Here is a 19,259-nt window from a genome sequence, read left to right on the forward strand (position 1 = left end):
TTCAAATATACACTTATATTTTGTTGTGATATTTAATACTGCAAATGTAAATGTGTCGAAACCTTCATAAATTAAGAATCATCTTCGCTACAACTATTTGTGGCGAAGATGATTTCGTTAAAAGGGGAGTCTTGACACATCCTCTTCGTTTTTTATCCGGTAAGACAGATGATCCTTTAAAGAGGTTTTATCGGAATACAAATATCCACAATGTGTTTATTCTCCGGATGTGTCCGGTGACTGTTATGGTATAACTCATAAGTACATCCATCTCCTTGCTGATACTCACTTTCCGTAAACCACTTGCACATTGTGTTCCATGCCTTCTCGAAATCTTCAGTACCTAATTCAAAGTGTCCGACAGCATATTGCCCACCGGGAATGACGAGATAACCGATTTCACCTTCTCCTTTTACGTCTCCTTCCACGATGATGCAAGCACTCTGGCGCACTTTACTCAATTCCGTTACCGAAGGATCATCATGTGTGACGGTTGCCGATTTCGTAACATTCGGAATATACAGGCCACGAGGTTCTGCCCATTTGATAAGTTTCTCATACGCTTTTACAATCTCTTTGAATGCTCCCATATGCCGGCAATAAACAGCTTTCATGTCCGGCATCTCTTTTACTTCGATTTTTGTTTCCATAAAATATGATATTTTAAATTTGACGCTGCAAAGTTGGGGAGATAATACATGCTTGGGTGTCAAATTCTTGCTAACCATTTGTCCGTTCTTGCTAAATAAGATTCCGTCCTGGGCATAAACAGGTCTCTCCGTTTTACGGAACTGGCTTGGCGTCAAACCGAAAAACTTTTTAAATACACGGCTAAAAAGGGATACTGTGCAAAAGCCGCAACTATCGGCAATCTCACTGATAGAAATATCCATATTTTCCCGTAACCGGCAGGCTGCCTTCTCAATCCGGAGGCGTTGGATGTAATCAATCGGTGTTTCACCTATCAGGAACGTGAATATTCTGTGGAAATGAAAAGGCGAAAAGTTAGCTATTTCTGCTATACTTTTCAGTTCCAGAGGCTGGTCGAGATGTATGTCAATGTAGTCCATCACCCGATTGATCCTGGAACGATATTCTATTTTACTTTTTTCTTGTATATTCATGTCAGACGGTTTTTAATCGCAAAGATAGCTGCCGTCTGTCAGATCTGCTTGTCTATTCTTGCTAACTATCTTGTGAATTTTATCCTTACACTGTATTTGCAGAAGTCTTTTTATGTGTGAAAGATGAAGTAAGTATAGTAGTTTTTGGCGGATTATTCTTGTTTCATGAGGTATCTGCCTATCTTTGCAGTATAAACGGTTTGTTTAATTTATAACACTGACGATTATGAAGTTACTGGTTTTTCTTGCTAAAGGCTTTGAGACGATTGAATTTAGTGGTTTCATTGATGTGATGGGATGGGCGAAAACAGATTTTGGCTGTGATGTTGAGGTGGTAACAGGTGGTTTTAACGAGAAAGTCATCAGTTCTTTTAATATTCCCGTTTTGGTGGATAAGACGATTGATGAGATATCCGTTGATGAATATGATGCTCTTGCCATCCCCGGAGGTTTTGAGGTTTTCGGCTTTTATGAAGAGGCTTATGAGGAGAAACTTTTAAATCTGATTCGTCAGTTTGATGCCCGGAAGAAATGGATTGCAACAGTTTGTGTAGGTGCTTTGCCTGTCGGTAAAAGTGGTGTGCTGAAAGATAGAAAGGCGACTACTTATCATCTCGGAGGAGCAGTCAAGCAAAAGGTTCTTCAAAGTTTCGGAGCAATAATCGTCAATGAACCGATAGTGGTGGACGACAATATAATCACGTCCTGTGGTCCTCAAACAGCTTCGGGAGTAGCCCTTCTTTTATTGGAGAAACTGACTTCCCATCGTGAAATGTCTTTGGTAAAAGAGGCTATGGGATTCTAAAAATAAAACCGGAGAAGCATCAAAATTAGTACGGAAGGATTATTGACTTATGATACAATGACTCAATCTGCTGCAATAACAGAGATAAGAAAATATTAATCTTCTTATCTCTGTCCTCTACTATATCATATAGCAAACAGGCTGCTAAATCAGTTCGTGAATTTCCTGAATATGGAGATTCAGATGATCTAAATATCCTTCTATCATTTCTTTTAAAGTGACTTTTGTCCCTTCGAAGTCACACCAGTAACTATCTAGCTTTGTTTGATCTACCGACTTTATTAGCTGAATGATATGCAGATTAAAGAATTTCCATAACTGAATCAGATTATTCCAGTCCGTATGCTGATAATCCTGCAAGGCTATCCACAGATCATTATCCTGCCGATAATCAGGAAAGAAAAGCAGGTCCTTACTGTATTGCAACCTGACCATCCGTTGATGATTGTTTGAGGCGGAATCAATCAAATGTCCGAGAATTTGTTTGATAGTACGATTCTGCCTGTTACGTTTTTGTGTGATTGTCTCTTCCGGCAGGCTGGTTAATACTTTTTCTTCTGTTTTTATAACATTATAAATCCCTTCTGTTATTAGGGAAAAATCAAACTCTGGCATAATTCCTCTCTTTCTGTTTTAAAGTCTCTTTTGCGCAACTGCGCAATAATGCAAATATAGACAAATGAATGAAATATATGTGGAATTACATTCTATAAAAGCAAACTTGTTTGTTATTCTAATTGTGAGGAGAACATCTTTTCCATATAACCTTTATATTTGCATGATATTAAAACCAACAATTATATAAAAAAGATATGAGAACAGTATTGGCAGCATTAGGAGTTTTGTGTTTCATGGGAAGTTGCTCGTCAGGTATGACAAGTTCAAAAGGCATTGTTTGTGATGCGACCATGAATACAGTGGCGATTGTTACAGACAAGAATGATACTCTTTCATTCAGTACGATGAACGCGAATAAAGAAGAAGTCGATGGCTTGCTTCTGAATGATACTCTGGAAGTATTCTATACCGGTAAATATACACCGGGGATACAGGCCTTAAAATTAGTCCGGTATCCGCAATCTCTCAAACTTGGAGGCGATCGGGATGAACACGGTTGTATCGGCTCTGCCGGATATGTATGGTGTGAAGTGCAGCAAGACTGCATCCGGTTGTTTGAAAAAGGTATCCGGACGGAAGCTGTTGATGGAAGCACTGCTTCTGCTTTTATTGTGTTCAGCCCCGATTCCACACGTCTGGAACTTTTCTTCTCTGATGAACAACCGAATGAGATTTTGGAAAGACGTGGCTTACCTTCGGGAGGTTATGCATGGAACGTAGAGGATGATGATACGAAAAATGTACGGTTTATAGACGGATTGTGGACAATCAGTCAGAGAGATAAGGTTATTTATCGTGAGAAAAAGACGAAAGCCGGAGAATAATTCCGGCTTTTATAGCTGTTTATTTATCACTTTTATCAGATAAAAGTATAGCCGAATCGTGCTCAACAATGTCTTTTTACGACTGTAGTGCTAAAAAATGTGATAATCTAATAGTGATGGAATAAAAAAGGAGGGATACTGTAACTTTTAATTCTGATTTTTATTATATTTGTATAGCCGTTGAAAGGTGCGTTCATTGAGACTAAATATCGAAAAGCGTTCAGCTTTTTTACGTAGTAACGAAACTACCAATTTCTTTTACCCTCAGGGTAAATATTACAACACGTAAAAATGACTGAACGCCTACGCTTGTTATACATATACTTTGCGTGGGCGTTCTTCTCATTTGTGTTGTAGGGATTGGTAGTTCCTGTTGCTACATTTGGGAAGAAAAGGCTCACGTTTTTTTTATATCTATTCTTGACATAACATTCAAAACATATGAAAAGATCTTCATTTTGGGTTTTATCGTAAAAGTGCGTTGCTTTTTTAACGAGTTAGTTTTCCTTTTTATTAATTTAAAAAAAGACTACTATGGATAAGAAAATCGTAGGTGCCAACGCAGGCAAAGTATGGCACGCCCTTAATGAAGCTGATGGAATTTCGATTCCCGAACTTGCCCGGAAAGTAAATCTGAGTGTGGAAAGCACAGCTCTGGCAGTCGGTTGGCTGGCTCGTGAAAACAAGGTAGTGATTGAACGCAAGAATGGATTAATTGAAATTTATAATGAAGGTCATTTTGACTTTTCTTTCGGATAAGTTTAATGAATATAATGCTGGTTAGGTTATATAATGAAAGAAGCTCTCGATAAAAAACTGAATTCAGTGATATTGAAAGCTTCTTTTTATTATATACCTTGTGTCAAAATGCCTTATTGAAGAGTAACTATAATGGAGTGTTTACCCTTCTCTGTTATGATAATTACCTTATTTCTTTGTCAGAAACTTCTTGCTCAACCACTTTCTTACAGGCTCGTCATACAGTTTCAGGCAAAGGTAAGCCAACACAATGCTTCCGAAGAAGACGCATAAGGCTACCGGCCATGACTGGGAGAAAGTGATATGTGGTTCTTTGCTCCATAACCAAGCATAGAACAGATACATGAAAGGATAATGTATGATATATACCGGATAAGATATATCTCCCAGGAATTTACAGATTTTGGCTGTAACTTTATCCGTCGTTTTTCCCGAAGCACCCAGATAGACAAGTAGCGGGAAAATAAGAATGGTGCATACAGCATCATAAATACCGTTCATCCACTGCGAAGTATGACCGCCAACGTACGGCATGGAAAGTAAAACGAGAGTTGCCACGCTGCATATCCAGAAAGCCCCTTTGATGTGGACAGGTTTAAAGATGCGTGACATCAATAATCCGATAGAGAATGCGAACAGCATACGTAGAAAACCTCCGATCAGGTTATAGTCGATCATCGACCAGCCTACTCCCAGATGATAGTTGCCGGAAAGATTGCATATCGAGAAAGAAGCCAATCCGATTCCTGCTATCACGACAAGTATCGTAAGTGCCTTGGTAGACATCCGGCGAATAAATAGGGCATACAAAATATTACCGATATACTCGAAGAACAAAGACCAGCTGGGACCATTCAAAGGATACATCTCGCCGTTTCCACGGACTTCGGGACCCGTGCCCGGAACAGCCGGAATCAGGAAAAGATTGAGAAGCATAGCCACCATTACCATCGATATGGAAACACGGGTACCGTCCCATTGCTCGCAGCCTTGTATGCAAAATGTAATAGCACCCAAAACGGCTCCCATAACAACCATCGGATGCAGACGGATTAATCTGCGTTTGAAAAACTCTTTTTGGGTCATCGTTGTTTTCCAGCGGTCGTCATAAGCATAGCCGATAACGAAGCCCGACAGAATAAAGAAGAAATCGACAGCCAGATACCCATGATTGAATTTTTGGTCTATGGGACTTGTAGCAAAACCTTCGAATACATGATACCATATCACCAAAAGAGCCGCAACCCCTCGCAGTCCGTCAAGGAGTACGTAATGGGGTTTAGAGTCTGCAAATGCAGAGGAAGAGATTTTTTGCATGTTTTAAATTATTGTTCAAATTAGTATTAGTCATTGAAGAAGCCGCAAAAATACGGAATTTATAAGTTTAAAAATTTGTCCTGCATCAAAATCTTGCCGTATATGGGAATTATTTGTGTGCTCTGAGGCGGCTGAGCGTTGAAAGTGTGATGCCCAGATAAGAGGCGATATATCCCAATTGTATCCGCTGGCACATTTGAGGAAACTGAAGTTTGAATGCTTCATATCTTTCTTTTGCAGACAGGGTGAGGCGGTCTTTGTGCGAACGGTGCAGGCGTCTGTATTCGTTTTGATGAATCACTCTTCCCCAGTTTGCCAGTTCGATATTGGTCTGAAACAGCCGGAGCAGATCGGTCAGTGATATTCTGTATGCGACAACGTCCTCAAGCGTTTCCACAAATTCTTCACTCATCTTATTATAATACAATTCATCCATGCTGAAGACAATCGCTCCCTCGCACGCAAAAGAAGTCGTTATTTCCTCTCCGTTTACCAGCCAGAAAGAGCGGGTCATTCCTTCTTCAATAAAATAAGCCGATTTGCAAAATTTGTCAGCCTCTATCAGTTGATGCCTCTTTGGAAAATGACATAATACTGTATTTTCTTTTAGTATTTGTATCGTTTCATCCGAAATGGGATACAAAGAGTTCATCTTATCTATAATGTTTCTCATAAAGTAGCCTTAATAATTTTCTGTCAAGTACAAAAATAGGAAAAACAATTCTGCCCACAATAGATGCCGGTGAAAAAGGGGGTGTTTTATCGATTCGTTCACTAAGGAGGAGAGAAACCGGAGAGTGGGAACTGCTGCTGAAAGACAAAGAAGGTACACTTCATTCTTTGGTGAAATGTACCTTCTTTGAAATCGGAAAGAGGATAAACATGTAAGTATAGCCAGCTTATTCCGGAACGGTATGCATCAATTGACGTTGCTTACCTTGGATTCTGCTGTATATTCGGATTGGCATCTATCTCGCTTTGCGGAATAGGCAGGGCTATTCTCAGATCGGTAGCTTCTATCTTTTGTGCGTTAGACGCTTTCAAGGTCTCAAGATGCCAGCTGCCCTTGCGTTCAATAGCCAGACCATTACGCAAGTAGTCATAGAAGACTTCCCCTTCGCCAACCAGTTCCTTGCGGCGCTCCTTAAGAATTCTGTCCAGAGTAAAAGTCTCCGTTGATACTTGCTGATTGGTATCCGTGGTACGGCGGCTGATGATGTCATTCAGATAACCTTGTGCTTCTTCAAGATCCGTTCCTTTTTTCAGTCCCGCTTCAGCCGCGTTCAGATAGACTTCGGAAAGGCGGATGATGCAAATGTTATTAGTTTTGGGATCATCTCCGGTCTTGCCGGGAAATTTGGCAAGATAGACTTTTTCGTGCATGGCGGCAGCCGGAAGTCCGGTGTTGTTTTCGATGACAGATTCCTTTGTCAGGCAGTGGCGTACATCCTTGGAGTCTTCATTCAGCAGGTTCAGAAAATCTTCCGACAAGATCAGATTATTCCAGTCGACCGTTGCTTCGTTGGCATAAACCATCGGAGCACCTTCACCGCCCGTACCTCCTGAAGGTTCGGATAAAGTGATGTAAAGTTCGAATAATGATTCCGACTGGAAATCCTGCCCCCATACATTGGGATATTCCTCATAGCTGTAAAGCTGATAACGTCCGCCGTTGTTCTTGATCACATCCGTAGCGGCATCATAAGCCTTCTGATATTCACCCATATTCAGATAGACTCTTGACAGTAATGCCTGAGCTGCCCAGTAGTTTATATAGCCATTGGATGTCTCTTGTCTTAATCCGGACAGTGCATTGCTCATGTCGCTGACTACCTGTTCGTAGCATTGCGCTACAGTGCTGCGTGACGGTTTATGCGTGGGATCGGAAGGGGAGGTCTCGATGGGTACTCCCAATGAAGCCCCCTTGTCATTCGTATAAGGCATTCCGAACAACCGGGTCAGGTTGAAGAGGGAAAGCCCCCGCATCACCAGTGCTTCGGACTTGATGCGGTTCAATTCTTTAGTATCACTGCTTTGAATACTGCCCGACTCTATTTTCTGTATCAGATTATTCGTCTGTCGTATTACTTTATAAACAGTATTCCATGGCAGTACAATATTCAGATTATCGGAAGCGAGCACATTGTATTCATAATAGGGAGATACGCGTTTTCCGTCTCCTTTGGTGATACGTGCCTGTACATCGGCGGCACGGCAATCGCCGTAATACCAATAGTTGTCTCCGTAATAGCTATGGCCGGATGCCAGACGATAAATTCCGTTCAAAGCGATCTGGGCATCGTCCAATGTGACGATGGCCTGTCCTGTTTCTACCGAGCTGGTGGTGTTAAGGTCTAGCCAGTCTGCCGAGCAGGAGCTGTTCAGTAGAGCCATTGCTGTAAGTATGTATATATGAATTCGTTTCATTATGTTGTTTATTTAGTTAGAATGATAGGAATGTTAGAATGATAATTGAGCTCCGAAACTAAAAGTACGCATGGCGGGAGCCTCACAAAAGACTTCACCGTTAACGGGTGTTTCGGGGTCATACTGTTTCCATTTGGCCCAGGTCAGCAGATTGTTTCCCGAGAAATATACCCGTACTTTGTCAATCATCAGCTTTTGAGTCCACTGGTTGGGCAGTGTGAAGCCGAGGGTAAAGTTTTTCAGGCGTAAATGATCGGTGCTGTGGATATAGCGGGACGAGTTGGTGGAAGTAGCCGGTTCACCATATACGAAACGTGGGATATCCGTCTGATCTCCGGGCTTTTGCCAACGGTTCATCATGTATGCGGGCAAGTTGTATCGTGAACTGTAGATGGAACTGCTGCCGTTTTCAATATAAGTTCCCAGTTTGTCGAACGAGTAACCGCCCAGTGAGTAAGTCAGTGTAAAGGTCAGGTCTATCCATTTGTAATTCAGAATATTGGTGAATCCTCCCGATACTTTGGGAGTAGCGGTTTTGTACGGAATGGATTCTGCTTTGGCAGCATCGGTGGTGAGTTCCCGATTGTAGCTTCCGTCCTCATTTTTTGTATTCAGATAATATTGGGCAGAACCGGTCAGCGGGTCTACTCCGGCAAACTCTTTTACATAAAACGTATGATAGGGGAGGCCCACTTTATGGATGAACCATGTTCCCTCAATCGTCTGGTCTAATAGTCCGTTGAGTGAAACGATCTTATTCCGGTTATGGCTCAGGTTGAGAACACTGGTCCAGTTAAAGTCGTTGGAAACAACATTCAGCGTACGCAATTCAAACTCTACTCCCTTGTTGTTCAGGCGTCCGATATTGCTTAAATAACTGGTAAATCCGGTAGTGGCGCTGATGGGGAGACTGTAAAGCAAGTCCTTGGTATCCCGGTTGTAATATTCCAGACTCGCAAAAATACGATTGATAAATGAAAGGTCGATACCCAGATTCAGGCTGTAATTCTTTTCCCATGTCAACAAATCATTGGGTTGTGCCGATTCATACGATCCGGCTGCCTCCATGTAGTTTTCTCCATAACTGTACAATCCTTTGTAGCCGTAGTATGAACCGGGCTGATTTCCGTTTACACCATACGAGGCACGTATCTTGACATCACTCAAAACCGGCTTTACGGCTTTCATGAAATTCTCGTTGCCTAAATGCCACATACCCGACACAGACCAGAAATTTCCCCAGCGGTTGTTGGGTGAAAGACGTGAACTTCCGTCGCGACGGTAACTTCCGGCGATGTAGTAACGGTCGTCATAGTCATAATTCAGTCGTGATAGATAAGAAATCATCCGATAGGCTTGGGTGGCAGACTTGAAACTGTTCAATACGGCGGCATTATCCGGTTCTGTCAGTTTATCACTGGGCAGTTTGGACTTTTCACCCGAAGCGTGGTCTGTCTGGTAGCTTTCTATTTCATAAGCCGCCAATACATCGAGATGATGTTTGCGGGCGAAAGTACGCACATAGTTCAGTGAGGTCGATGAGATCAGTTTGCCGTATTCAATGAAGCCTTTGGCTGTCTGGGCGTCGCTTCCGCTTTTAGGACCTGCCGAGCTCAAAGGGTTATAGTAGCGTGAATCCTTCTGGATAGTATAATCATAGCTTAATGTCTCTTTCAGTTTGAGACCTTTGATTGGCTCTATCGCTGCGTAACCGGTTGAAAACATACGTGTCATACGCACGCGGTTGTAATCGGTGAGTATGTCGCGCAATGGGTTCAGGCTGGTGCCGTCATAAGCTCCTACATAGTTTCCTTCTTCATCACGCACCACCATGGAAGGTGTCATGGTCATGGCCACGCATAGGAAAGGGTTGATAGATGATCCGCGTTCCTCATTCATTTCCTGATTCATTTGCGAGAACATCATATTTGCTCCTACCTCCCCGTATTTGCCGACTTTCTGCGTAACGTTCAAGCGTGCTGAGTAACGGTCCAGACTGGAGTTTTTGGCCAATCCTTCCTGATTGTTGTAGCCGAGCGAGGCATAGAATGTAGAACGGTCGTTACCTCCGGAGACGGAAGCTTCATAACTCTGATGCATAGCGGTGCGGAGCAGCTCTTTTCGCCAGTCCGTGTATCCCATGGCCGGCTTATACGCATATGTGCCGATATTGGAACTGGCATATTCAGCCGGAGACTCCATACCGTTGTCTGTTGCGTAGTTCAGCAATCCTTCATAGAGCAGTTCTTCCCGTTGGTCACCGTTGAGGGTAGGGCGGAAGTCGACGGCCGCATGAGAGAAGCCGCCTGATACGTTCAAGTCCACGCGTACCTTTCCGGTATTTCCTTTTTTAGTCGTAATCAATATGACGCCATTGGCGGCGCGGGAACCATACAGGGAAGCCGCTGCCGCATCTTTGATTACAGTCACGTTTTCAATATCCGACGGATTCAGTGTACTCATTATATTGGTCTTGGAGTTGTTCATATATGCTGCATCAGGACCACCGGAACTCATACTCCCGGAAGTAACCGGCACTCCATCTATGACAAACAAAGGTTCCTGTGAAGCGTTGAACGATCCCATTCCTCTGATGCGAATACTTTGGTTGGCGCCCGGTTGACCGGAACTGCTGGTTATTTGTACACCGGTAGTCATACCTTGCAACTTTTGCTCAACGCTCATCACAGGCACTTCTTTCAGCATATCTGTACGCAGCGTATTGGCCGATCCAGTGAATGAGGATTTGGAGAAATTACCATACCCTGTTACTACTACCTCGTCAATATCCATCGTTTCGGGAATCAGTACTATTTTGAGTTCTTTCTCTTTGCGGGGGACGCGTATTTCCTGTGTCTTCATTCCCACATAAGATACGACCAGCATCTTGGTTCCGGTTTCCACGGACAATTGAAACTGACCGTTGATATCGGTAATCACTCCTTTGGTGGGATTCCCCTTTACACTGACGGTGGCACCGATAAGTGGTTCATTATCCTCTGATGATATAACAACACCGGATATGTTCAGTTGCTGAGCGGATGCATACGAAATACTCAACAAACAAAACAGTAAGCTAAAACATAATGTTAACCTTTGATTAATCTTCATACTTTTATATTTAAAAATACATTTGCTATAAAGTCGATACAAAGGATATACCAATAGGATATAAAGAAATGCTGAAAAGATAAGATACAGATTAACAGCGGAGTTGAAAAAACGATATTATTGGGGCGGTGTAGAAAAATTGTGGAAAGGTGTGGAAAATATCCCCAATCATTGGTACGATAAATAGCGTGGCTATATGGATTATCGTACCGATAATGATTGGGTATATAGGTCTTACAATTTAATATCCCGGATTCTGATACTCACTGCCGTTGATAATGGTAGCGGTAAAGGTTGTAGAAATGGGACGTAAAGCATAATTCGGATCAAAGAACCGTGCGAGATCCGGGTGAGTATCTTTCAGATAATCGGAACTCTTGAACATCCCTGTCCGTTTCAAATCGTAAAAACGGCAATATTCACCGCATAGTTCGCGTCCTCTTTCGTCTAATACATTACGAACCGTCATGCCGCCCGTTAACGGATTTGCTCCGGCACGTTCGCGAACCTTATTCAGGTATTTGGCGGCATTCGCTCCTCCGTTCAGATAGAGGAAAGCGCTAAATAATAATAGGTTTATCCTTTTCCTTATTTAGGATTCTTAGAAATATATGATAAAGCTCCATTTAGTTGTTCGGACATGAAGAATAACTAAATGGAGCTTTAAATTGATAGATATCCTATAAATGTGTTCTAATCAAATAATTGATAGAAGTCAGCAATTGAATTATTGCTTCTTGCTTATCATTTAAAATGGGTTGAATGATTCAATAATGGGCTAACCGATACGCAAAAGAACTAAATCGTCCAAATATGAATTCAAATCATATAAATCTAAAAGTCGTTTATTGGATAAAGAATTCCTATACTAAATTTAGCTCCGGCTTGTGCAATAAATAATCTCTTTCAGTGCATAAATTAATTCGTCCGACTATAGCCGGACGAATTAATTTATGCACCCGCGGATATTATTTTTTATAGAGGAAATGTTTATTGTGTGCGTCTGCAATGATTGCAGTAACTTGAAAGTAGATTCAAGAAACATCAATAGAGTAAGTAACTCATAGTCACTTTTTTCCATAATACTCTATTATATAGATGAATACAATGCACCTTCTTTTTGGGTATTATGTTCTCTCTCTGTATATTTGAATGTCGCAATCATGCTTTTCTATCTATGATATTGATTGGCGCATATAGTGCGATAACTAACTCACATAATGTGCAATAGCTACCGCACATGATATGGATTAGCTATCGCACATTATGTGAGTTAGCTTAAAGGCATAAATTATTTTATAGAATGACAATTTCAAATCAGCAGACTATGTGTCTGTTTACATTAAAAGAATAAGAAGATGCATTGTAACAGGCTGAACAGTTGAATGATAGATGAAAATATGATTTGCTGACGAAGTTTTATTTTATTCATAGCTACATAGCAATAGGTCAAACGGTATGAAATTGGTTAGTTATCTTTGGGCAATGAGACTAGCGAACTTTGAAAATTATTATCTTTGTTGTCTTATGTAATGATACAGTTTGGTCTAGAACAATAGATGCTGTAATCTGTGACTGAAAATTTGATAATTATGAACATTGGCGATAGTGATATTCTATATTCTTTTGATAGAGCCCGTCTAATTGACAGAGCTCGCAATGGATTCATGAGAATAGACGGGCTTACCTTTAAACGAGCTAGAGATTATATGGACAAATATAGTGCTCGTGATTATTTGATGCAATGTCCACTTGACCTTTCAACGAAAGAATTGGTCAGTGGGATGAAAGATTATTGCCTGCAGCGTAGAGCCGAAATGCTCGAACCTTATCGAAAAAAAAGATATTCAATTAATGGTGATCCCATACATCATCTTTATATTATAGGTAATGGATTTGACAGATATCATGGTGCTGATTCTACATATATGGATTTTCGCAGCTACCTATTAAAGCACAATGATTTTGTCGTGAAGATGTTCGAACTCTTCTTCGGTCCCCGATCTATGATGAATAATTTTGATGATTATAATGATTATCTTTTGTGCCTTCAATACGGACGCAAATTGCCAGCTCCAAAGAACACTTGGGCTAAAGACTATTTATGGAAGGATTTTGAAAAATATCTTAGTGAACTGAACAGGGAACGTATTTTTGATTTTGTTGATGAGAATTTGCCGCGATTATACGAAGATGACGAGAATTTTAGTTATGCTGAATATTTAGGTCCTATAGATATTGTTGCTGATGTTGTTTCTTCTTGTACCTTCGAAATGCAATATCAGTTTCACCGGTGGATTAATACAATACATTACAAGAAAGGATTTAGGAAGAATATGCTGTATCTTGATCCGAACGCTGCTTACCTGAATTTTAATTATACATTGTTTCTTGAAACAGAATATAATATTTCCCGGGAACATATTTTTTATATTCACGGCGATAGAAGGCAGAAGTTTGGCTCTTTGGTTTTAGGGCATAATGTAGAGGATAATGAAGTCGCTTTTGATGAGTGGGTTCATAAACATAAAAATCGTCGGAGATATCGCCCGAATCTGAAGGATAAGAAGGGTAAATATTTTGCCAATGATAAGTTGGTCTATCTTGCTTTCTTTTTAAAGGATATGAAAAAAGGAAATTGGAAAAATCCAATAAGATATTATGCTGTAGATCATATTGAGGAGCGTTTGGAAAATTATTATGCGAAGAACATAAAACATGCTAATGACATAATAGATCATAATTTGGGCTTTTTTGAATCGCTGAATGATTTGAAAGAGATTACATTGCTTGGTCATTCGCTGGGTGATGTAGACTTTCCATATTTTAAGGCAATTGTTGAAAATGTAAGAAATGTGGATGATCTGATTTGGAATTTTAGTTATTATTCAGAAGATTTTGCAGACATCTGAATATTCTCCAAGGAAAAAATGTTCGGCTTTTCAAGATGTCTGATATAAAGCGGTAGCCGGACTCACACCATTCGCATACCTTTAATTCTAAACGATCTGTTTGGCGGTATGTGACTAGTTAATGCTGCTATTATGCAGTGTTCTATTATATAGGTGTGTACGCTTTCTGCCTTGAGCAGAGTTTCTAAAACCAGAATCGCTAGTAGGTCTTTAAGATTCGAATGTGATTTGTTTAATGGTTATGAGGGCAGGCACAAGCTTGCCCTCTTTTCAAAATTGAAGGATATCACAATCCTCTTTTTTTATTTGAATAAATAATAATAATTGCTTGCGGCAAAAAGAGCCAGAAACCGGAGGCAGGTTCAATAATACAACCGATTATGGTAAGCAGTAAAATAGAGTAACCTAAAAATACGGGTGCCGGTTTTTGTTCTTTTCTGATATAATATTGAAGCGTTTGCCCCCAAAGGATAAGTATTACTCCACAGATCAAGAACCAAAAGGCGAAACTTTGACTATAATTCTCTCCAATAGAATTTACTAATCCATTTCTGAGCATTTCCGAAAAAGCATCTTTTCCGATAAATAGTGCATAAATCGTATGAATGATTCCTGTCGCTGTTAAAAATGTCCCACTATATTTCCAAAGTTTCATGTTCTTATTATTTATATACTTGGTTAATGCTGCAAATATAAAGTATAATAAGATATGGGTATTGGATGAATTCGACTTTTTTTATTTTGTATAAATGATAGTAGTCTCATTATCGGGTGGCAATGATAAAAAGAAATTTGGAGTACTACCGGATAACTTTTTTATTTCTCTTGATAAATGAGAGGCGTCATAATATCCGGCTCTTACCGCTACTGATAAAAGATTGTCGAATGATTCGTTCCTTAGTATTTTTATTGCATTCTTGAATTTTACTATACTATTATATTTGGCAGTAATCACTAAAGTTACACTGCGCTAGTTTATATAACTTTTTGTTATACCGGAGGAAAATCCTCCGGTACTTAATTGGTCGCTAAGATAGCAAATTATTTGCACATAGCCATCGCTATTAGTATCCAAACTACAGCACAGATCAACAATATCACTTTGGTACTGATACTCATAGGCTCTTCTGCTTTTCTCTTCTCTTCCTCTTTTATTTTAAGAGTATTGTAGTAACCTTGTTTCTCTCGTTCATTCAAAGGAGATGTTTTCAGTTGTCCCGGCTTCCATTGACATCCACAGTTTAAACAAGTCACTTTTACATCGCCACTTCCTATAAGTCCGGCTAGTAGTCCGATACCTCCTGTAAGAACAGCTCCGGCTACCGCTTTCCCTGCTCTAAATCCTTTTTTATTAGCTGTTAATTGAGAACTTCCACAAAAAGGACAATACAGTTTGTCTTCTTTGTCTTCCATAATATGATTTTTGATTAGTAATCAGAATTAGTGTTTTCTTGTTCATCTAACATTTCAAGTTGTTGCTTTTGCTCTAAGCTACCTTGAAACTCTTTTTGCCTAGCCTTACCATCTATAGTATGGTATTTGCCATCGGAGCTAATAGTTGGTTTGAAATTGGGGTCAGAAGAATACCCGCTAGAAGTTTGAATTTCATCATACATCGCTTGCTCTTTTTCGTATTCTAATACAGCAATCGAATCGGCTACTCTAATTGAATCTTGCAATGCCTGTTCGGAATTGCTTTTCTTCATATTGCAGCTAGAGATGAATAATACTGATGCTGCAAGGATAAAAATCTTTTTCATACTCTTTGTGTTTTATTGGTTAATACTAAAAAGTCAGTTTATTCAGCAATAACCATACGCAAAGTCACAAAAAAAGACGTAGTGCTACTGCCATACGTCATCAAGGCTCACCACAAGCCCACTTACTCAATGGCAGCGCACCACGTCAGTATATGACGAAGTACACTTTACCCAACGAGTAAGTTCAATGATAGCCTTAGTTCTGTTATCTGAGGTGGTGATTCTGATGACGATTAGGCTATTTTATACACGTGAAAAAATGGATTTCTCTCCAATTTTTCGTATCTTTAATGCAAAGATAGTGAAATATTTTCAAGTTTGTAGTTTATAAATAACAAATTAACATTGCGTTTTTAATAGTTAATTATGCGTAACAAGAAGATTAAAGTTCGTTTTTATTTGGTTGAAAAGAAAAGAACTTCTATATTTGCAACATATTTAATTATATATATAGATGGTTGCAGGTCTATCTGCAAAGAAAAAGATTTTATATTAAACTTGATATTTAGAGAGTCATCCTTTTTGATGACTCTTATTTTTTTCTAACACATACGCATAAATTATGGATAAACCAAAATTATTTCAGTTTGCCTATTTCAAAGATTATCAATTAAGCATTGATTTCTTGGCGGGATTAACCCCATTGGAACAGTGGGATTTTCATGGAGTAAAAAAAAAGAAGAAGGCTATTCTTAAAAATTATTTAGAATATACTTACCAAAGGCTAGTAGAAGAAGATAAAATTTCTTTTACTTCCGACAATAAACATGCATGTTTTAACACTGGGCTAGTAACGAAACAATTAGAAGATATATATGCTTTATTTAGTGAAAATGCAGTTCAAGGCGAAGGTGTTTCGAGGTATTTTTTCATTGCATTTGTGAAAAAAAGCGATAGTCAGTTATTGAGATTGTTTTCAAGAAATATGCCAGAAAAAGCAGATTTTTTTCAACATCCTGAAGATTTGATTTTTAATCCAAATTGTGACATAATTCCAGATATAGACCATATTATTACAGATAATATAGACCGTTTCCCAAGTTATATACAAAGTATGGGTGAGGATGGAATACGCCGTCAATTAGTAGGTGCTATTGATGAAGTAAAAAAGAAAGTAAGAACTAATTATAAAATCGCTGTACCTCAATATTACAGAAATAAAATTCAATTATTACTTCCTTTATGTTTAACACCGGGGTCTCCAAATCCTGATCTTGCACTCGTTATATACAAAGTAGATGAGCAAACATATTGTGCTCGTACGTGTTTAACAATACAAATGGCATATACGAATGCAAGGCTTATTGTTAGACCACAAAGTGATTGGTTAAAACCATAGTATAAAAAAGAGGTTATGCCAACGTTTTGACACAACCTCTTTTTATTTTTGCTTTGGTTTGCTCATTCCTAGCAGTACTTCTTTTAGCTTATCTTCGGGTATAGTGAGGACGAAAGCATGTAGTTCATATACAGGCTTCCTGTTTTTTTTCTCCTTTTTAGGTTTGTTCTTCTTTATGTCTTTGTTATTTGCCATAATATCTATGCTGCATATCGCAAAAGTAATTCAAATCTCTCATTTTTGCTAATTTTCCGGGTGTTAAATCGGAAAACAAATTCGTCAACGTATCTCTGTAGATGCTTTTTGCTAACATGGATGTATGTTCCTTTAATTGTTCTTTTGAATACAGACCATGCATTTTCTATCCTGTTAGTTGTAACTTGAATAATTTCTCCATCATCAGTAACAAAAGTAGTACCGTAGAAATGCTTGCCGTGATCTACAGACATTTGCGTGTATTTCTTTTCTAGTCCCTTATAACTCCATCCATCAGTATAAATTATACTTCCAACATCTACGTTTTTCTTTACGATTGAAACTAGAGTTCTAGCTTGTGTATTAGGGACAACTTTAGCAAACATCTTTCCTCCTCTTTCTAAGATACCAAATACCGAAACCTTGTCTTTATAACTACGTCCCTGACATTTCTCTACTTTCTTATCCTTATGTCTATTCTTATTCTTCCCACTTACAAACGATTCATCTATCTCAACTTCACCGGATAACTTATGATTGTTTTCTTTAGCCATTGAAGCCCTTATTCTGTGAATCATATACCATGCGGTCTTTTGCGGAATGTCCAAGTCATTCGCTAATTGATACGAAGATATGCCTTTTTTGTGATTTGCGAGCATTATGATAGCGTATAACCAATCTCGCATTCCTAATTTAGAGTTAGCAAAATATGTTCCAGTTCTATAAGTGAAATACTTCCCTGTATTTTTGCACTTATATCTGCCGTTCTTGCATTTGTACACCTTAGATGTCGGATCAAATGGTGAAATCACCCCGTTACACCATCTTATTCTCTCGTAGAATTTGATTGCGCTTTCTTCATCAGGGAAAGAAGATTTAAAATCTACGATGCTTTTTCTTTTCCTTCTCTCTTTCATAACGCTCTCTATTTAAGATGCTACAATATAATGAAAATTAATGAGATAAGCTAATAAATAGGCAAATATTTTCGTAGACAAATTGGAAAATATTATCTTTGTATTGAGAACGAAAAAAGGACGCCTTTTGGACGTCCTTATAACAAAAAGTTATATAAACTAGCGCAGTGTAACTTTAGTGATTACTGCCAATTTTATTAATACAATTAGAAAAGTGACATCTCTGTTCATCGGACAAACCCCTTCCATTAGTCTTTAATATATAAGAATAATAATGGGGGATCACATCTCCATTTTTCATGATAATTATTTAAAGTTAGGGGCATTTGAAAGAAATATATTCAAATTTGCAAACATTTCATCAATGCTGTCGTAGACTTGCCAGATGGCATTTGCATAGTTGTTCGAAATAGCGTTAGGCTGTACTCCCAAATCCGTTAATGCTCTATCAAGTCTTGTTTTTGAATCATTAGCTTTATGAGCATCTAACTGCCTAATACTATTTACAGCTGACAACTCTAATAGAGCATTAAGATTTTTATTTTCTAAAACTCTCTCTACAAGGGTTTCTTTGTTATGTACAGGATGTAAACCACTTTCTTCTGCTATTTTCAGATAAGCTATAATAAGTTCAAGTAATTTTATACTTTTGAATTTTTCGGTTTCTGAAACTGGGAACCCCATCATGTCTACGATTTTTCGTATAGGTTTTTCTTTCAAATTTTCTCCGAACAGAATGTATAGCTTTTTACATCGGGATATAAATTGCTCTCTAGAAAAAGATTTTAAATCGATGTGTTGGGCAATAGCATTAAATTCAGGAAATTCCGACCATCCAGTATATTCAATATGCTCTTCATCTAAACCAATTAAGTCTTTTGATGAATAAGTAAATTCAAATAGTTGATTAGATAAACTTGCTAATATTCTTCCGAATAGAAAATATTTCTTTACTAAACGTTCTGATTTCAAAGCTATATTTTCACCCTCCACAATTTCGGAAGGATGTATGGAAAATTGATTCCAATAATCAATTATTGTATATCTATTGCCTTCATATAGCTTTTTGATTTCAATTTTAATTGCATTTTTGCCTGTAAGCCCCCGATAAAGTACCCGTATAAAAAAGAATCGCTATAGCAAATCGAACA

The 19,259-nt window shown here is 38.8% G+C and carries 16 protein-coding genes and 1 pseudogene; 5 read left to right on the forward strand and 12 right to left on the reverse strand.

What is annotated here, in order from left to right; genetic code table 11:
• Nucleotides 1-176: 176 nt before the first annotated feature.
• Complete coding sequence (locus tag KTR07_RS26070) at nucleotides 177-1,124, reverse strand: GyrI-like domain-containing protein (protein ID WP_113748158.1); 948 nt, start codon at nucleotides 1,122-1,124, stop codon at nucleotides 177-179.
• Between the two features lie 226 nt (nucleotides 1,125-1,350).
• Here KTR07_RS26070 and KTR07_RS26075 point away from each other — a divergent pair, with 226 nt between their 5' ends.
• Nucleotides 1,351-1,929, forward strand: a complete 579-nt coding sequence (locus tag KTR07_RS26075; RefSeq protein ID WP_113748159.1) for a DJ-1/PfpI family protein — start codon at nucleotides 1,351-1,353, stop codon at nucleotides 1,927-1,929.
• A gap of 144 nt (nucleotides 1,930-2,073) precedes the next feature.
• On the opposite strand, the gene KTR07_RS26080 is transcribed toward KTR07_RS26075, so the two are convergent.
• Nucleotides 2,074-2,544, reverse strand: coding sequence for a DinB family protein (locus tag KTR07_RS26080; RefSeq protein WP_062694479.1), 471 nt, complete (start codon nucleotides 2,542-2,544; stop codon nucleotides 2,074-2,076).
• Between the two features lie 197 nt (nucleotides 2,545-2,741).
• Here KTR07_RS26080 and KTR07_RS26085 point away from each other — a divergent pair, with 197 nt between their 5' ends.
• A complete protein-coding gene (locus KTR07_RS26085) occupies nucleotides 2,742-3,371 on the forward strand; it encodes a hypothetical protein (RefSeq protein WP_062694481.1) in 630 nt (209 codons plus the stop codon).
• Between the two features lie 534 nt (nucleotides 3,372-3,905).
• Nucleotides 3,906-4,130 (forward strand): winged helix-turn-helix domain-containing protein, encoded by a 225-nt coding sequence (locus tag KTR07_RS26090; protein WP_008763800.1) that lies wholly within the window; start codon nucleotides 3,906-3,908, stop codon nucleotides 4,128-4,130.
• 168 nt (nucleotides 4,131-4,298) lie between these two features.
• Here the strand turns inward: KTR07_RS26090 and KTR07_RS26095 are convergent, their stop codons facing one another.
• From KTR07_RS26095 to KTR07_RS26115, 5 genes and pseudogenes are all read right to left on the reverse strand, one after another.
• Nucleotides 4,299-5,447: an acyltransferase gene (locus KTR07_RS26095; protein WP_062694487.1), complete on the reverse strand. Its 1,149-nt coding sequence runs from the start codon at nucleotides 5,445-5,447 to the stop codon at nucleotides 4,299-4,301.
• A gap of 109 nt (nucleotides 5,448-5,556) precedes the next feature.
• Nucleotides 5,557-6,120: a Crp/Fnr family transcriptional regulator gene (locus tag KTR07_RS26100; RefSeq protein WP_070750612.1), complete on the reverse strand. Its 564-nt coding sequence runs from the start codon at nucleotides 6,118-6,120 to the stop codon at nucleotides 5,557-5,559.
• A gap of 260 nt (nucleotides 6,121-6,380) precedes the next feature.
• Complete coding sequence (locus KTR07_RS26105) at nucleotides 6,381-7,874, reverse strand: RagB/SusD family nutrient uptake outer membrane protein (protein WP_117981761.1); 1,494 nt, start codon at nucleotides 7,872-7,874, stop codon at nucleotides 6,381-6,383.
• Nucleotides 7,875-7,907: 33 nt separating this feature from the next.
• On the reverse strand, nucleotides 7,908-10,985 hold the full coding sequence (locus KTR07_RS26110) for a TonB-dependent receptor (protein ID WP_062694493.1): 3,078 nt from the start codon (nucleotides 10,983-10,985) through the stop codon (nucleotides 7,908-7,910).
• A 241-nt stretch (nucleotides 10,986-11,226) separates the two neighbouring features.
• Nucleotides 11,227-11,544: pseudogene (locus KTR07_RS26115) on the reverse strand (RagB/SusD family nutrient uptake outer membrane protein); the annotation flags it as partial.
• Between the two features lie 1,033 nt (nucleotides 11,545-12,577).
• Here KTR07_RS26115 and KTR07_RS26120 point away from each other — a divergent pair.
• Nucleotides 12,578-13,897, forward strand: a complete 1,320-nt coding sequence (locus KTR07_RS26120) for a bacteriophage abortive infection AbiH family protein (protein ID WP_254306577.1) — start codon at nucleotides 12,578-12,580, stop codon at nucleotides 13,895-13,897.
• Nucleotides 13,898-14,183: 286 nt separating this feature from the next.
• Here KTR07_RS26120 and KTR07_RS26125 read toward each other — a convergent pair whose 3' ends face one another.
• From KTR07_RS26125 to KTR07_RS26135, 3 genes are all read right to left on the reverse strand, one after another.
• Nucleotides 14,184-14,552 (reverse strand): DUF6463 family protein, encoded by a 369-nt coding sequence (locus KTR07_RS26125; protein ID WP_062694497.1) that lies wholly within the window; start codon nucleotides 14,550-14,552, stop codon nucleotides 14,184-14,186.
• 386 nt (nucleotides 14,553-14,938) lie between these two features.
• Nucleotides 14,939-15,310 (reverse strand): hypothetical protein, encoded by a 372-nt coding sequence (locus KTR07_RS26130; protein ID WP_062694499.1) that lies wholly within the window; start codon nucleotides 15,308-15,310, stop codon nucleotides 14,939-14,941.
• A 14-nt stretch (nucleotides 15,311-15,324) separates the two neighbouring features.
• Nucleotides 15,325-15,657, reverse strand: a complete 333-nt coding sequence (locus KTR07_RS26135; RefSeq protein WP_062694501.1) for a hypothetical protein — start codon at nucleotides 15,655-15,657, stop codon at nucleotides 15,325-15,327.
• Nucleotides 15,658-16,219: 562 nt separating this feature from the next.
• Here KTR07_RS26135 and KTR07_RS26140 point away from each other — a divergent pair.
• Complete coding sequence (locus tag KTR07_RS26140) at nucleotides 16,220-16,996, forward strand: DUF3825 domain-containing protein (protein WP_062694503.1); 777 nt, start codon at nucleotides 16,220-16,222, stop codon at nucleotides 16,994-16,996.
• A 200-nt stretch (nucleotides 16,997-17,196) separates the two neighbouring features.
• On the opposite strand, the gene KTR07_RS26145 is transcribed toward KTR07_RS26140, so the two are convergent.
• Nucleotides 17,197-18,108: an IS1595 family transposase gene (locus KTR07_RS26145; RefSeq protein ID WP_062694505.1), complete on the reverse strand. Its 912-nt coding sequence runs from the start codon at nucleotides 18,106-18,108 to the stop codon at nucleotides 17,197-17,199.
• 306 nt (nucleotides 18,109-18,414) lie between these two features.
• The gene (locus KTR07_RS26150) at nucleotides 18,415-19,080 is read right to left on the reverse strand and encodes a hypothetical protein (RefSeq protein ID WP_254306578.1); all 666 of its coding nucleotides are present in this window, start codon (nucleotides 19,078-19,080) and stop codon (nucleotides 18,415-18,417) included.
• Between the last annotated feature and the right edge of the window lie 179 nt (nucleotides 19,081-19,259).

Source organism: Bacteroides sp. MSK.20.82 (assembly GCF_019052485.1).
In the GTDB taxonomy this organism is placed as follows: domain Bacteria; phylum Bacteroidota; class Bacteroidia; order Bacteroidales; family Bacteroidaceae; genus Bacteroides; species Bacteroides thetaiotaomicron.